Here is a 16,810-nt window from a genome sequence, read left to right on the forward strand (position 1 = left end):
ATTTTAGCCAAATATTGATGAAAGTAAAACTCAAAAATCTTGGTGTTTTAAAGCAAGCAGAATTGACCCTTGGCGACCTAACAATTATTTGTGGTGGCCATACTACTGGTAAAACCTACGCTACTTACAGCGGGAACCGCTGTATCATTATCTCTTTAGGACTACAAGAAATACCAACAAAAACTACTCATCAGGTTTGGCTTTGCAAAGCCAATTTTTGATAGTCCTGTCGAATAGGAATCTGAATGATGAACTCTGCCCCCTGACCGGGATGAGAAACACACTTCAACTGTCCGCGGTGTTTTTCTACCACAATCTGGTAGCTGATTGACAGCCCCAAACCGGTGCCCTTCCCTACGGGTTTCGTCGTGAAGAAGGGGTCGAACACCCGTCCCTTCACTTCCTCTGTCATACCCGGACCATTGTCGCAAATGCGAATCACAACAAATTGGGCAGCTTTCCGGGTGGGGGCGAGGTTGTGGGAATCCACCTCAGCCGAAGAAACTGTAGAGCTTTCGGCAAGGGGGGGATTGGAAATCGGGGATTTTTCTTCTTCCCCATACCTCACTGAAGTGCGAATTGCGATCGTCCGCGGCCCCCTTTGATCGTGGAGAGTGTCAATCGCATTCGCCAGTAAATTTACAAACACCTGGTTCAGTTGGCCGGCATAGCACTCCACCAGCGGCAGCGGGCCGTACTCTTTAATTATTTGAATAGCAGACTGGTCTAATTTGGCTTGCAGTCGATGCTGCAAAATCAATAGGGTGTTATCAATCCCCTCATGGATATCGACCTCTTTCATTTCCGCTTCATCCAGTCGCGAGAAGTTTCGCAGAGAGAGGACTATTTCGCGAATTCGGTCTGCCCCCACCTTCATCGAATCGAGCACTTTGGGTAAGTCTTCCATCAAAAACTCTAATTCGATTTCCTCAATATCCTCAACAATCGTTGCTGTGGGATGGGGGTATTGTTCCTGATAGAGTTTCACCAGTCCTAGTATGTTTTCACTGTATGTCCTGACGTGAGTCAGGTTGCCATATATGAAGTTAATAGGGTTATTGATTTCGTGGGCCACTCCAGCCACCATCTGTCCCAGGGAGGACATTTTCTCAGTCTGAATGAGCTGGGTCTGGGTGCGCTTGAGCTCTTGGAAAGAAAGCTCTAGTTGTTCGGCTTGTTTTTTTAATAGCGCTTCTGATTGTCGCAGAGCTTGCTCTATCTGCACGCGATCGCGAATTTCCTGGCTCAGCAGCAGATTTTTTTCCTGTAATTCCTGCGTCCTCTCTTCCACTTTATGTTCTAAAGTCCGGCTGTAATCTTCTAATTGCTCATTGGCTTGTTTCAGGTTGTCCGTCGCCTCAGACAAATTGGCATATAGTCGGGCATTTTCCAGAGAAATCGCTGCTTGAGAACAGAGCACGGTTAAAACTTCCAGGCGATCGTCCGTAAACGCACTCGTTGTCAGATTATTTTCCAAGTAAAGCAGACCAATAAGCTTTCCTTTATGGACAACAGGCATACATAAAATCGACTGCGGTTGGGCGTTAACGATATAGCTATCCCTGGTAAAAATTCCCTCCTGACTTGCATCATTTAAAACCACATTCTTCTGAGTTCTAGCCACATAATTGAGGAGAGATAAGGGCAGTTTATGACTCGTTTCTATCGGCGTGGATTGCAGCACTACTACCTCATTATTATCTATGCTTGCCGTGCCTTCTACCACCAGTTGACCATCTTTTTCTAAAATGAAGTAACTTTTTTCAGCCCCAGCATTCTCGATCGCAATTTTCAATAACTTAGAAAGCAGGCTTTCCAGAACAATTTCGCCAGAAATAGCTTGAGAAGATTTCATCACAGAGGCGAAATCCAGTGCCGCAAAACTCCCCGTAGTCGTCGCGCTAGTTGTCCGTGATACGTCGAGGGTGGGGGCTTCTTTAGCCAGTAGTCGCCAGAAGAATTCAGGATATTGTTCTGATAAATCTTTCACTTTGGCCTTCGCTCCCCAGCGAATATAGCCATAGTAAGCATCCGTCAAATAAATCTCCGCTATCTTCTCCCGACCGCGAGAGAAATAAAACTCGGCTGCCCGTTCATTAGCTAGGGCTTCTTCCTGAATGTATCCCTGTTCTCTGGCTCCTTGAATGCTGGCGTCATAATACTCCATCGCTTTGCCAATTTTTCCCAAGACTCGCGCTTTCTCTGCCTCCACTAACTCGTACTTGTGTTGATAATTCATCGGCCCATGTATAGCCCATTCCTGCATTTTTTCCTGATTTTTAGCCACTTGCTTCAAGAATTCTTCTTGTTCGCTGCTGGAAACTTGGGGATATTGACCAAGGAGGGCTAGAGAATAGTAGAAATTGTGTTCCGCACCACTCATCAGCGCCGGTGCACCTTCTTTATATTTTTCTGCTTCGCTGGCATTTTTCACTGACTGAGCGTAATCTTTCAACAAGTAAAATCGAATCAGTTTTGTCAAGTGAGCCACAAAAACAAACATATGTTTATTGTCAGCAATTGACTGTTGCAGGAGTTCATCTTCATTCAAAGCTTCGCCCTTGACCGTATATTTTTCTTCAGGGGCTGCAAGTAATTGTAATACCATTACTCTCCATATTTTCAAATAAGGAAGATGCGAATCTTGTTGAAGTTTCAGCAGTAAATCAAGATAGTGCGCCTGCTTCTGATCCACAAACTCTAACGGTTGGCCAGTAAAAAATATATGATCGCAATAGTAAATACAACTATAGCCAACATCGTCTAAATCTCCAGTTTCTAAACCACTTTTGATGCCTTCAATTAATGGTACTAAGGTTTCTTTTCCATGCTCTTTCCAGTGTCTAATGTGAGCATTAAAAACTACATAGACGTAAGATTTCAGTTCTTTGGCATCAAATCGATCCAACAAATTTAAACCTAGTTGCCCAAAGCGATATCCCGCCTCAATTTCACCCAGATGCCAGCACAAAATCATGCCATAAACCGCATACCCCGAAGCAGCTTGGGGTGAATTACCATATTGGATACACAGATGAATCATTGTAAATGGAACTTGTGGAAGTAAGGCAGGAGCCACATGAAAAGCAAGAGGAGCGGATTTCAATAATATCCCCATAGCCACTCGCTTATTGAGATCCGTCATTTCGGGCAGAGAAGCTAATGCCTCCGTATTCATCTCTTGTGGAGGTTCTGGACAAAGGGAGACGCCCAGCATACCGAGAACTTGCAGCGCAATATCGAACGCGACCTGCATCTGGTTTTGCTGGGTATAAAACTGCATTTGGATTTCATAAACTTTTACTTTTTCAAGCAGAGTTTTAGCGTGTTTGAGAGCTGCCTCAGAAAGTATTCTTGCTCGCTCGAAGTTGATATTTAGAAATTCCACCGCCGCTGTTTCCACATACAGAGAAAACGTCAGGTCATACTGAGTTTCCCAGCTATCTTCTCTTAGGAGTTCTAGCCCCACCCGTAGTTGTCTGGCGGCAGTTTCATAAGCTGTTGCTGCCTTAGCTTTTTTGCCTGCTATCAAATTTAATCTGGCTAGACGATCTTTTTTTGCCTGATGGGTGATGAAGTCAGCCCCAACATTTAACTGATTGACAATCTCAAAGATATTTTCTTCAATCTCCTCTGCTGGAGTATGCTCCAATAGCAGTTCACCAATTTTCAAATGCGTCTGTTGTTTCTGAGATTCGGGAATAAGAGAATACGCCGCTTGCTGCACCCTGTCATGGAGAAATTTGTAAGCGATAGGGGCGTGATGGCTGCAAGGCAAAGAGGCAGGTGAGCCTGATAGCAGAGGAGAATCTGGAGCTATCCTGTGATCTGCTTCTCTGCTCATTTCATCGGAGTTAAAAACAAGAGGGATTTTGTAGGCTTCGTTTAGGGGCAAAACCAAGCCAGCCTGAAGTCCGCCCCACAAATCAGTCGCCGTTTCCGACTGAGATTTTTCATTGACAATAGCCAGAACCTCTAAATTAAACTTGTCTCCAATGCAGGCGGCTAATTTTAAGACCTCCTGCGTCTTTTCCGGGAGTTTTTGAATATTTCTGGCAATCAGTTCTACGACATTATAATCAGTGATTCCTACCGCTTGAATTTCGTTTAATGACCACTGCCAGCACCCAGCACTAAAATCAAAGGTCAATAGTTTTTCTTGGTACAGAGTAGCGAACATCTGAGTCAAGAAGAAAGGATTGCCCTGGGTTTTATTGAACAGTAGCTCGGACAATTCAGAAACCCGGTTTCTCGGAGCGGAAGACTCCTTTAGGGTATGCGCTACCAGTAAGCTGACGTTCCCAATATCCAAAGGACGGAGAGTGATATTATTTACAACCGCCCCATTCTTGTGAATCTCATCTAACGTCAGCATCAACGGATGCGTCGGACTGACTTCGTTATCTCGATAGGCTCCCATCAGCAGTAAATATTGGCTGTCCGGGTCACAAATAAGCAGATTAATCAACTTGAGCGATGCCGAATCTGCCCACTGTAAGTCATCCAAAAAGACGACGAGGGGGTGTGAGGGTTTAGTAAATACATGAATGAATTCTTTAAAGACGCGATTAAAGCGATTCTGGGATTCAGATGCCCCCACTTGCGGAACAGCTTCTTGAGGGCCCACAATCAGTTCGACTTCGGGAATGACATCTACTATGACTTGGCCATTTGAGCCTAAAGCTTCTAAGAGTTGCTCTTTCCAAATGGCTAGTTTTTCCGAACTTTCTGTTAACAGATGCCGCATCAAGCCCTGAAAGGCTTGAATCAAAGAAGCATAAGGAATATTTCGTTTTAATTGGTCAAATTTACCTGAGATAAAATAGCCGCGCTGCCTGACAATCGGTTTTTGAACTTCATTCACTAAGGAAGATTTGCCAATCCCTGAGTAACCGCTCACTAGCATCATTTCGCTGGTTCCGCCGGAGACTCGCTCAAAGGCTGCCATCAAAGTGGCTACTTCTTGCTCGCGCCCATAGAGTTTTTGGGGGATGAGAAATTGTCCAAATTTATCCCGATTACCGATGGGAAAGTTGTCAATTTTTCCCTGCGTTTGCAGTTGATGCTGGCACATTTCTAGGTCAGCTTTTAGTCCCCTAGCGCTTTGGTATCTGTCTTCCGCAGTTTTGGCTAATAATTTCATTACGATGTCAGAAATCGCTTCGGGAATCTCGCCGATTTGCTGATGAGGTGGCACTGGTCTTTTAGCGATATGGCAGTGAATTAATTCTAGGAGGTCCGTGGCTTGATGCGGCAGCTTCCCAGTCAGAATTTCATAAAAGGTGACACCTAATGAGTAAAAGTCAGTGCGGTAGTCAATTGAGCGATTCATCCGCCCAGTTTGCTCTGGGGACATATAGGCGAGAGTGCCTTCTAGCAAGTTGGGATTGCTGAGAATCTGGTTTTCTCGCTCTAAGTACGTGGAAATGCTAAAATCGATGATTTTAATTTGATTTGTTTTGGGTTTGATAATGATATTCTGCGGTTTAATATCTTTATGAATAATCTTATTTTCATGCAGTTGAGCTAGGGTTTCTGCTAAATGAATTGCCAGACTCAGAAATTCGCTTATTTCAAGGTTTTTAGCTGCGATTAGGTTCTTCAGGGAGTCCCCCCCAAAATCTTCTAATATCAGCGCCAGACCGTTATTATGCTTTTCCAAAGAGTGAGCTTTGATAATCCCTGCTATGTTCAGAGTTTTTAGGATTTTATATTCATGCCTCAACCGCGCGATTTCTTCTATTGTGGGATACTCGGCTTTGAGGGTTTTTACTATAAGCGGAGTTAGGTCGGACTCTCTAACCCCGCGATAAATAACTGTATTGACACCTTCATGAATGGGCAACGATAAGAGTTTGTAACCGGGCAGCGTGGTTTTCATATTTGTTTTTTCTATGAGTCCGATTATTCTGGTGTGGAATTGATGGATGGGAACCTGAGACAGCGATGTTCGATCGCCTGTAGGGAAAAATTAAAGGAGCAGGGAATCAGCTTATTAGCAAGTGGCAATATTTTCTCCGCTTATTCAATACTCAAGTGCAGGATGGTTTGATGTTTAACTATCATACTTCCGGTGGAGTTGGACAAGCAAGAAGGCGCATCCACATAAATTATCCGATCGCACTACCTCAATCATCTGTTTAAAGGTCTCTCGCTGTACTCCGCACAGATGCTTAAAGTTTTCATAACTCATGTTTTTTACATCCCAGTAGCTTACCTGTTTCAGCATGAATTATTCCAACTTAGGATTATACATCTTACTACAACATATTTGCAGCACTGCGACCGGGCGCGAGCATTTGCGTCGTGCAAAACATTTGTATGAGAGCAGCATCTCCCAAAAATTGAATTAGAAGATAATCTTGGCAAAATGGTGATCCTTGATATAGAAACAGGCGGCTCTAAAGTTGATGAAAATGGTTTACACGCTGCTGATTACCTGAGTGCGAAACATCCAAATGCTAGACTTTTGGGTATCCCTATTGGATCTAACGTTGGGGCATCTCTAGGTGGTGTCATGGATGGTGTTTTTAAGTAATTTTACTTAGAGCGCTTGATAGATAGGCTAAAATTAATTTTATGGGATTTTGCTTAAAAGTCAAGCTGTTTGAGTTTAAATTTATGATAATCTTCACTGCGCTGGTTTAGAAAAATGCTGACACTGCTTTATATTATGTAGCCTATATTACAGGTTTCTAAGAGAGCGCATTCTCAAGGAGAAACTTTAGACGAGCTACAAGCAAACCTACGTGAAGCGATTGAAATACTGTTGGAAAATGAGAATATAGCCTTCCATCGTTCTTCAATTCAGTACGATCGCTCTTTTAGTTTCTAGCTTTATTGTTCTGCGAAGAGTGCCAGCTTTGATGGGGCGATCGCACGATCGTAAGTCGCGTTACAATTTAGTTCAAAACAAAATTATGTATGCTGACTGACCAAAACAAAGCAATCGTTCTCCAGTTCTACAAAGCGTTCGACGATCGCAAAATGGAACAAGCCTTAGAGCTTCTAGCGCCGAATTTTATTGCTCACATGGCGGGAATGCCAAAGCCATTGGACGGGGAGGGGTTCAAGCAGTTCGGGATGTCGTTTTATCTAGCTTTTAGTCAGGGTCAACACGTTTTTGAGGAGGTCGTGGTTGCAGACAATACAGTGGTGACGTGCGGAACGTTCACAGCAAAACACCTCGGAGAATTTCAGGGTCTTCCGCCAACGGACAAACAAATCAGCTTGGCGATTATGCACATCGATCGAGTCGAGAACGGCAAAATCGCGGAGCATTGGGGGCAAGGCGATGGACTTGGATTAATGCAGCAGTTAGGGATTGTGTTCTTGCCGGGCCCAAAGTTACTACCGCACATTTTGAGAGGTGCTGCGTCCAAACTGTTGAAAAAATCCGCCCATAAATAAGATTGTCAGAGCTTGTAGTTGACAGTGGCACAACAAGTCATGGTAACAGTTACGTCGATCTCGCCGCATAACACATTGCACCCTCACCGGAACAAAGGATGAATTATCTGTGGAGTTGCAATGGCTGTCGCCGTCCGGTTAGCCCAAACGCGCCGAAGAGCGATCGCAATACCCAATACTTCAAAATTACCTGTGGAGCGATATGTCGATGTCGGCTTCACAACATTAGGCCGATAATTCTAGAGTGTTTGATTTAATACTAAATGCTACGGATGTCGATCGGGCTACTATTTTTTATTTTCAAATCGATTTCTTATAACTCTTCTCAGGTGGCAGGAGATCCCGCCTCGACAAAGCTTAAGATATTGCCCGCCTGAAAGCTTAAATTTAAATGTAGAACAGCTTGCAAATTTTTACTGCTCCATGAGGGAACCAAAAAGATATATCATAACCTTAACCAGATCATTTCTTCCCAGATATGTTCTACTGTTCTAATCCAAGGTGTTCCCATCCTTTCAATCCCGACAACTCTAAATTCTGTCAAAGTTGCGGCAAGTCCGACCTCACGCCTCTATTCAGAAACCGCTACCGCGTGATTAGACTGTTGGGGGAAGGGGGATTTGGCAGAACTTATGAAGCGGTAGATACCGATCGCATGGACGATCCCTGCGTAATCAAGCAGTTTGTACCCCAATTTCAAGGAACCTCCGCACTTGAAAAAGCCACAGAATTGTTTAAAGCAGAAGCAAAACGACTTTACGAACTCGGCGAACATCCCCAAATTCCTCGATTAATTGCTTATTTTGAGCAAGACAAGCGACTTTATTTAGTACAAGAGTTGATTGAGGGGCAAACTTTACTAGCAGAATTAACTCAGCAGGGTGTTTTTAGCGAAGAAAAAATTTGGCAGTTACTCGCAGATGTACTGCCGATTTTGAAATTTGTGCACGATCGCAATGTCATTCACCGAGACATCAAGCTTGAGAATATCATGCGTCGCCGCACCTCTGTTAGCTCATCCCTGCCAAAGGCGGGAAATTTTCGCAATTCAGCTTTCCGAAGAGGAGGGCGCGGAGAGTTAGTTTTGATAGATTTTGGCATTTCCAAACAAGTGACGGGCTCGCTGATGAGCAAAGTAGGCACGACGGTAGGAACGCCCGGATATTCGCCAATAGAACAAATGCGCGGTCAAGTTTTCCCCGGAAGCGATTTGTACAGTTTGGGAATAACTTGCGTAAGACTGCTAACTCAATGTTTGCCAAAACTTGACGGTTCCGATGACCTTTATGACCCGATAAACGGCGACTGGATTTGGAGAGAACGGTTGCCAGTCGGCACAAAAGTCAGCAGCGAGTTGACAAAAATTTTAGATAAGTTAATTGAAGATTATCTCAAAAATAGATATCAATCTGCTGATGAAGTAATCAAAGCTTTAAATCTCTATTCTTTACCTCCCCAACCCCCTTTTGTCAAGGGAGGACAACTTGCTTTAAATTCTGCTGTGACCAAGGGAGGCCCACTTGCTTTAAATTCTGTTGTGACAAAGGGAGGGTCACTTGCTATTAATACTCCGCTCAATCACAGCGGGCCAATCAATAGCCATATCTCTGTTAATCCCAGGGTGAAATCCAACCCCAATCCCCTTCCGAACAAGTCATCGCAGAGAACTGCCGCTGTCAAAAGCACTTTTGAGTTTCAGGTGGTGACAGTAGACAAGCGCGGGAAGCAAACTAATCTTAACAGCGGCAAAGCGCGTTTTTTTGAAGAACATCTTGGTAGCAGTACAGTGCTGGAAATGGTATTTGTTGCCGGCGGTACTTTCCTCATGGGTTCTCCAAAGCAGCGGGGTGACAGCGACGAAAAACCGCAGCACCCAGTAACTTTAAGATCTTTCTATATTAGCAAATTTCCAGTCACTCAGGCCCAGTGGACAGCAGTTGCAGCGCTGCCAGAAATTAAAATATTTCTCAATCCCGATGCTGCTCGTTTTAAAGGTGCAAATCGACCTGTAGAAAATGTATCTTGGTACGAGGCGGTGGAGTTTTGCGATCGACTTTCTCGCAAAACGGGTAAGAATTATCGCTTGCCTAGCGAAGCCCAATGGGAATATGCTTGCCGGGGGCAAACTACGGGGCCGTTTCACTTTGGGGAAACGATTACCAGTGAGTTAGCCAATTACAACGGAAATTCTAATTACGCTGATGCGCCGAAGGGAGTTTATCGCTTTCAAACGACAGATGTTGGCAGTTTTAAACCTAATGCTTTTGGATTGTACGATTTCCACGGTAATGTTTGGGAATGGTGCGCGGATTCTTGGCACAATAATTATAACGGTGCGCCTGCTGATGGTAGCGTTTGGGAATCTGACGGGGACTCTTCGCTGAGGTTGTTGCGGGGGGGTTCTTGGAACGATCATCCTCCGAATTGTCGCAGCGCGTGCCGCCTCAGATATCAGCCGGATTGCAAGGCTAGTATTGTGGGTTTTCGAGTGGTTGTTTCGGTTGTTTAAGAATGGCTGTCACGCCTTTTTAGCTTAACTAAAACTTAACCAGCCAAAAACAGTTTCAACTGTCAATTCTAACTCAATTCCATTAAGTATTGGTAAATCACTTGCACCTTCGTACACTTCCACTCTTTGCCCGGGAAATACTGCTAAAATAATTTCTTCTTCTGGAATCATTAACCACCCCAATTCAGTACCTTGTTGCGAACAAGCAAGTAATTTAGCCAGCACTTTAGTTTGGCTTTGTTCGGGAGAAAGAATTTCAATCGCCCAGTCTGGATAAATTTCAAAACGGTTAGCAATTCTACCAGATGGTAGAAAGGGAATTCTTTCCCACCGGAATACTGCTACATCTGGGACGAGTGATGCACCGCCAAAAGTGCAACGCAATTCTGGAAAAGCATAAGCAATTTTTGGTGTTTCGACTATTTGGTTGATGACATTGCAAAGCTTACCCTACAATCTGCTATGTTCACCTGAAGGTATGGGTTTTTGAATAATTTCTGCGTTGAGATATTCTGAAGCTGGCTCCGTTTCTGGAAGTTTTAGGAACTCGTCTAAGTTGGGCGATATTTTAATGACTGTAGTCATAGGTCAAGTCGATTTTAGATTTTAGATTTTAAATGGGATAGATATCAGAACCCCGACTGTTTAAAAGTCGGGGTTCTGGTATCTATTATGAAGGACAAATTCTTGCCTCAACCAGCCTTCTTCTGAGGAGCCATTATGCGTTCCACACTCATAGCAGCTACGCTCAACGTCACCACAGCCATGCCCAGAATTGCCACAGGCTGCAACTTCTCATTGATAATTATGAACGCAAAAAGTCCCGTCATCGCCGGCCCCAAAGTGCCAATAACTGACGCTAAGGCTGCCCCCGCAAAGCGGATGGCAAAATTATTCAAAAGATAGCTAAACAGCGTCAGCACCCCTAAAACAACGCCTCCCACAATCAAACCGGGCCAAACATTTTGATCGATGTTAGGAGCAAAATTGTCCGACAGTGGCACCCACAAACTCAGGGCCGAAAATACAAAAATCGCGGCAAAATTAACTAAACTAAAAGGAATTGGGTGTAGCTTGCCCGCAGCCATTTGTGTCAGCAATACGTAACCTGCAAAGGTAATCCCAGAAGCCAGTGCGGCCATGACTCCCACCCCGACATTGCCGCCGCTCCGAGCAGGGGCAGCAAAACTCGGCGACCCAGCCAAAATTAGGCCTGCGGTAATTCCCAACATTGCCCAAAAGCCGACTGTGCTGGGGCGAGAGCCAAACAATATCCAAGAACCTAGTACAGTGACGATCGGATAAATAAAGAAAATCGTAATCGCAATCCCCGCCGGAATATTGCCGATCGCCAAATAAATCAAAACCTGAGATAAAAACAGAAAAAATGCGCTTCCTAAAACCTTGCCCCACAAAGCTCGATCGCCCGACTCGAACAACCGTCTAATATCTTTCCATACAGAAGGATACAGAAATGTCGCCAATATCGGCATCAAAGCCATCACCACGATCAGCCGCATCAACAAAATCAACAAAGAATTTCCAAAACCTGGAGTTACCACCCCCGGAAATTCAAACAACCCAAAAACCATCCGAGGATGTCTGCCTTTAATCAGAATTCTTAAACAAACATTAAACAGCGACAATACCACCGCCGAAGACAAAGCCAGCACCAAACCTGTCTGCACTTGAGAAGCTACTTTAGCGGGTGCCGTCGGTGGCGCTGAAGAAGGCTGTGGTAGGGGTTCCCGCGGCGTTTGCACAGGTGTTGGCTGGAGAAATTGCGGGCGAACAGAATTAACAGAATTAGTTGATTCCTCGACATAGGAATCTTGAGCATCGAAAGGATTCTCCAGATATTCTTCTTCTGATTCGAGTTCTTCCCTGATGCGGTTTACGAGATTTTGTAACAGCTCTTCCCCTTGCAGTTCCAGGGTTTTCATATTGTTGAGCCGCACGGAAAGCTCGCTTTCATAGCTGCTCAAATCTTGTTCCAGCATCTGGAAACTGCGATCGATCCTTTCATCCAGCGCCGCCAGCAACTGCGAAGCCCGTTCGTCGTAGTTGCTCGGCGGCAGGGGTATCGGGAACTCGCCGCTGGGAATAGGGCTGCTAAGAGAATTTCCCGAGTTAGCGCTGAGTTCGTTGAACCGCTGCACCAACAAATCCTGCAAATTGTGAGCCAAAACTTGAGCCAACTGCTTCAGCCACAATTGCTGCTGCTGAATGTATCGCCCCGACAGAGATTCCATTTGCTGAGACTGCAATTTGCGATATTGCTCCCGGAGGTCTTCAATATCCTCAATCAGGTGATTTTTTTCAGTTTGCAGCCGAGTAATGTCTTGATTTAACTGGCCTTTGACATTTTCATGCAAAGCGTCCAGTTCTTGCATTACTGAGTGGAGGACTTCTTCTGCTGATTGTGCATCCTCTGGCTCGCCCTTTGACGAGTATACGTTCCGCTGCGCCATTAGCCTATAACCTCTAATTTAAACTGCACGTTCAGTGTTCTTAAGTATTTTGCCTGCATCAGGTCGCAAGTTATAGTGAGTGGATCTAAAAGATTGCGAACACTGTTTAATCAATAGTAGTCGCTAAGCTAGAAATGTGAGAAAATTGCGTGAAGCAAAGCTATCCCGCTCTTAATCCCCCCAAGAACACTTTGTGCAATAAGAAATCATACTACAGCTTGACCTCTCCACGGATTGCTCCCGGTAATTCTCGCATCTAACTTGGCCGATTGCACCCGAATCACAAGCCTAAGAGTGCGTTGGGCGACTAAATTTAATTGGGGGGTGGCACTCCTAGCCCCTTAACGGATAACTTGATCCTACAGGCAGAAATCCGGTTTCTTTTGCCCGCCTTTCTCCCGCACTCCCGCACCCAGATTTATGATTTTAACAGTTCCGATCTTTTGCTCGCGAAAGTTTTAAGAGGCGATCGCCCCCTCAAAAACCAACCCCGCGCCATCCAAAAATTAACACATCCCATCCTCGAAGAGCAACAGATATGGCATCCGAAATTTATGACAATTCCTTTACAAGCGATCGACAAAGCCTGAATATTTCGGAGGATGCGGAGGTGTGTGTCTTTCCGGCATCATTTGCCCAGCAGCGCTTGTGGTTTCTCGACCAATTCGCACCGCAAAACCCTTTCTATAATGTAGTAACAGCACTGCGCTTAACTGGCTCCCTCAACTTACCAGCCTTAGAGCAAACCTTCAACGAAATAGTGCAGCGGCACGAAACTTTGCGAACCACTTTTGCTGCGGTATCAGGTCAACCAGTGCAGATAATCTCGGTCGCTTTCAAGACTAATTTAACACTATTAGAACTGCAACATTTGTCGCCAGAACAACGGCACACAGAAGCAAAGAAACTCTCCGCCGCAGAATCTCTTCGCCCTTTCAATTTATCCACCGGGCCGCTGATGCGAATCACCATCCTGCGGCTGACGGAGACCGAGCATATTCTATTGATAAATATGCACCATATAGCCTCCGATGATTGGTCGATAGGCGTGCTAATTCGAGAAATAGAAGCTATCTATACAGCTTTGATAAATCAACAGCCATCTCCCCTGCCAGAATTATCACTTCAATATGCCGACTTTGCAGAGTGGCAGCGCGAATGGCTGCAAGGTGAAGTATTAGAAACTCAGCTAGCATACTGGCGGCAGCAATTACACGGAATTTCTGTGTTAAATTTGCCCACTGATCGCCCTGCACCAGCTAGGCAAAATTATCGGGGAAAAACTCAATATTTAGAACTGCCGAAAAAGCTGAAGGACGCACTTTTAGCGCTCTCGCAGCGAGAAGGAGCGACTTTATTTATGACAGTGCTTGCAGCATTTCAAACTTTGCTTTACCGTTACTCGCAACAAGAAGATATTGTGGTAGGTTCGCCGATCGCCAATCGCAACTTGAGCGAAATAGAAGCATTAATCGGTTTTTTTGTCAATACTTTAGTGCTGCGAACAGACTGCTCGGGAAACCCGACATTTCGAGATTTTTTGGGCCGGGTGCGGGAAGTAACCCTGGGAGCTTACGCTCACCAAGATTTGCCTTTTGAGAAGCTCGTCGAGGAATTGCACCCAGAGCGATCGCTGAATCGCCACCCCTTGTTTCAGGTGGTATTCGGGCTGCAAAATGGGCCTGTGGACGAGCTAGAATTGCCAGAATTAAAGTTGAGTTCTTTCCATTTGGAGACTCAAACAACGCGCTTTGATTTAGAGCTGCATTTGTGGGAAGCTTCGGATAAGTTTAGGAGCAGATACGGCGAACAGTGGGAAGATTCGGAAGGGCTTAGAGGCGTAGCTGTGTACAATACAGATTTATTTGATGAAGTTACGATCGCCCGAATGCTGAGGCATTTTAAAACGCTGCTGGAAAGCATTGTTGCTAATCCAGAACAAAGAATCGCTAACTTACCTTTATTGAGCGAGGATGAAGTGAATCAATTATTCAGAGAATGGAACGATACTCGGACAGATTATCCTCAAAATAAGTGCATTCATCAGTTATTTGAAGAGCGAGCCCGGCAGCATCTGGAGGATGTCGCCCTAACTTTCGACAGCCAGCACCTGACTTACAGAGAACTCAACAGTCGCAGCAACAAACTGGCGCGCTACCTACAAAAACTGGGCGTGGGGGCGGAGGTTTTAGTGGGGCTTTGTGCTGAGCGATCGATCGACCTAATTGTCGGGATGTTGGCTATACTAAAGGCGGGAGGAGTCTATCTACCGTTAGATCCGAGCTATCCGCGCGATCGGCTAAACTTGATGCTGGAAGATGCTCAAGTTAAAGTCTTGCTAATTCAGGATAAATTGATTGGGAATTTCCGAGACTTCTCAAACTCGGTGATTTACTTCGATCGCGATTGGGAACACATAGCCAAAGAAAGCGCCGAAAATCCCGCCAACACCGCAACAGCAGACAACCTAGCTTACGTTATTTACACATCTGGCTCCACAGGAAAACCCAAGGGAGTTGCTGTCACCCACAAAGCAGTAAATCGGTTGGTACTCAACACCAATTATATAAAAATAGAACCTACCGATAAAATTGCCCAAGCATCAAACGCTTCATTCGATGCAGCCACATTCGAGATTTGGGGAGCCTTGCTTAACGGCGCTCAACTCCTGGGAATTAGCACAAATATTGCCCTTTCGCCTCACGATTTAGCCTTAGAACTGCGCCAACAAGGCATCACAGTTTTGTTTTTAACAACGGCCTTATTTCAACAAATTGCTAGAGTTTTACCGCAAGCTTTTAATTCGCTGCGCTGCTTACTGTTTGGCGGAGAAGCGGTCGATATGAGATGGGTTAAAAAAGTTCTCAAACAAAACCCAAGCACTCAATTAATTCACGTTTACGGGCCGACAGAAAATACCACCTTTTCCGCCTATTATTGCGTGCAAGACGTACCCGAAACCGCAACATCTATCCCCATCGGCCGCCCGATCGCCAACACGCAAATTTATCTCCTTGATGCGGATTTGCAGCCCGTGGCGATCGGTGTTATAGGTCAATTGTACGTCGGCGGTGACGGATTGGCGAAAGGCTACCTCAACCAGCCTGATTTAACTGCTGCTGCATTCATTCCTAACCCTTTTAGCAATAAATCTGGTTCTAGGCTTTATAAAACAGGTGATTTAGGTCGCTATTTAGTTGACGGCAACATCGAGTTTTTAGGCCGCATTGACGACCAAGTAAAAATTCGCGGCTACCGCATCGAATTGGGAGAAATCGAAGCGGCTTTGTGCCAGCATCCACAAGTGCGCGAAGCAGTAGTAATTGTGAGGGAAGACATCCCAGGCGATAAACATTTGGTAGCTTATGTTATTCCTGACGGCATTAATGAGAAATTAGAAATTTCCAATCTAAAATCAAGTGAGTTGCGCCAATTTTTGAAAGAAAAGTTACCAGGATATATGGTTCCTGCAAGTTATGCAGTGTTGGAGAATATGCCACTGACGCCTAATGGCAAAGTAGACCGCCGCGCCTTGCCTGATATAGATACAGACAGCGAGGATCTAACAGAAAATTATGTAGCGCCTCGGACTGATCTCGAAAATGCGATCGGGAAAATTTGGGCTAAGGTTTTGGGAAAACAGCAGGTTAGTATATACGATAATTTCTTTGAACTAGGCGGGCATTCCCTGCTAGCAACTCAGTTAATTTCTCGCATCCGAGACGCTTTGCAAGTCGAGTTACCCGTCAGCAATTTGTTTGAGGCTCCGACTGTGGCGAGTCTGGCAAAATACATTGAAACAATGCGCTGGGCCGCGACTGGTTTGGATACTCCTAGAACAGACGAAAATGAGCGAGAAGATGTGGAATTTTAAGGCTTTACTACATAATTGCGGGAGGATTTTGATTGTTTGGTGGAATTGGCGTCCGGGAGCATCTCACTTTTGCAGCCAAGCTAGAAATTGGAGTTTTGAGGCAGGAGGCAGGACGAAAGAGGAAGAAGGAAGGAGCCAGAAGAAGTGTTTTTACAAATATGAGATGCTCCCGGATGACAACCCTCCTCAAACCCTGATGGAGTAAAGATTTAGCATCGCTTATGCTAAAAAAAGATAAACAGCCTTAACTCAACCGTATTGAATTATAGATAACATTCTAATTTAAACTGTTCCCAGCGATAGATGTTCTCTAAATTTTTAAATTTTACTATCAAAGAACAGGCTAACCACTGAACATCAATGATAAAAACACTCATAAAAGTGGAATGATCCTAATAAAAACATGAGCTATCCTCTACCAAAAGCTTCCTTAATGCAAGTTCCCTCTAATTCGGGGATGCTGATGCTGGGAATGGCTGGCAGAGATGTGATAAAAACTGGTAGATAAATTCTACGCTCATGTGGTGGTCATCACTGTTTTTTCTT

At 44.8% G+C, this 16,810-nt stretch carries 9 protein-coding genes and 1 pseudogene; 7 read left to right on the forward strand and 3 right to left on the reverse strand.

Features of this window, described 5'->3' with window-relative positions:
- Positions 1-17 precede the first annotated feature (17 nt).
- A complete protein-coding gene (locus QT994_RS14535) occupies positions 18-221 on the forward strand; it encodes a hypothetical protein (RefSeq protein ID WP_333047696.1) in 204 nt (67 codons plus the stop codon).
- Here the strand turns inward: QT994_RS14535 and QT994_RS14540 are convergent.
- Complete coding sequence (locus QT994_RS14540) at positions 191-5,881, reverse strand: AAA family ATPase (protein ID WP_333175668.1); 5,691 nt, start codon at positions 5,879-5,881, stop codon at positions 191-193. The genes QT994_RS14535 and QT994_RS14540 overlap by 31 nt on opposite strands.
- Before the next feature lie 489 nt (positions 5,882-6,370).
- Between QT994_RS14540 and QT994_RS14545 the strand changes: the two genes are divergently transcribed.
- From QT994_RS14545 to QT994_RS14555, 3 genes are all read left to right on the forward strand, one after another.
- Positions 6,371-6,538: a hypothetical protein gene (locus QT994_RS14545; RefSeq protein ID WP_333047694.1), complete on the forward strand. Its 168-nt coding sequence runs from the start codon at positions 6,371-6,373 to the stop codon at positions 6,536-6,538.
- Positions 6,539-6,924: 386 nt separating this feature from the next.
- Complete coding sequence (locus tag QT994_RS14550; RefSeq protein WP_333175671.1) at positions 6,925-7,410, forward strand: ester cyclase; 486 nt, start codon at positions 6,925-6,927, stop codon at positions 7,408-7,410.
- Positions 7,411-7,888: 478 nt separating this feature from the next.
- Complete coding sequence (locus tag QT994_RS14555) at positions 7,889-9,919, forward strand: bifunctional serine/threonine-protein kinase/formylglycine-generating enzyme family protein (protein WP_333175673.1); 2,031 nt, start codon at positions 7,889-7,891, stop codon at positions 9,917-9,919.
- A 24-nt stretch (positions 9,920-9,943) separates the two neighbouring features.
- On the opposite strand, the pseudogene QT994_RS14560 reads toward QT994_RS14555, so the two are convergent.
- Both QT994_RS14560 and QT994_RS14565 read right to left on the reverse strand, forming a co-directional pair.
- Positions 9,944-10,504, reverse strand: a pseudogene (locus tag QT994_RS14560) (Uma2 family endonuclease).
- A gap of 107 nt (positions 10,505-10,611) precedes the next feature.
- Positions 10,612-12,390, reverse strand: a complete 1,779-nt coding sequence (locus QT994_RS14565) for an EamA family transporter (RefSeq protein WP_333175675.1) — start codon at positions 12,388-12,390, stop codon at positions 10,612-10,614.
- Between the two features lie 383 nt (positions 12,391-12,773).
- Here QT994_RS14565 and QT994_RS14570 point away from each other — a divergent pair, with 383 nt between their 5' ends.
- Genes QT994_RS14570 through QT994_RS14580 form a run of 3 tightly spaced genes read left to right on the forward strand, consistent with a single transcriptional unit; the run spans position 12,774 to position 16,469 of the window.
- The gene (locus QT994_RS14570; protein ID WP_333175677.1) at positions 12,774-12,980 is read left to right on the forward strand and encodes a hypothetical protein; all 207 of its coding nucleotides are present in this window, start codon (positions 12,774-12,776) and stop codon (positions 12,978-12,980) included.
- Positions 12,929-16,264, forward strand: coding sequence for an amino acid adenylation domain-containing protein (locus QT994_RS14575; protein WP_333175679.1), 3,336 nt, complete (start codon positions 12,929-12,931; stop codon positions 16,262-16,264). Before QT994_RS14570 ends, QT994_RS14575 begins: the two co-directional genes overlap by 52 nt.
- Entirely contained in the window at positions 16,251-16,469 is a 219-nt protein-coding gene (locus QT994_RS14580) for a hypothetical protein (protein ID WP_333175681.1), read from the forward strand. The genes QT994_RS14575 and QT994_RS14580 overlap by 14 nt, the downstream gene beginning before the upstream one ends.
- Positions 16,470-16,810 lie beyond the last annotated feature (341 nt).

The organism is Microcoleus sp. S13_B4 (assembly GCF_036700885.1).
Lineage (GTDB): Bacteria > Cyanobacteriota > Cyanobacteriia > Cyanobacteriales > Microcoleaceae > Microcoleus.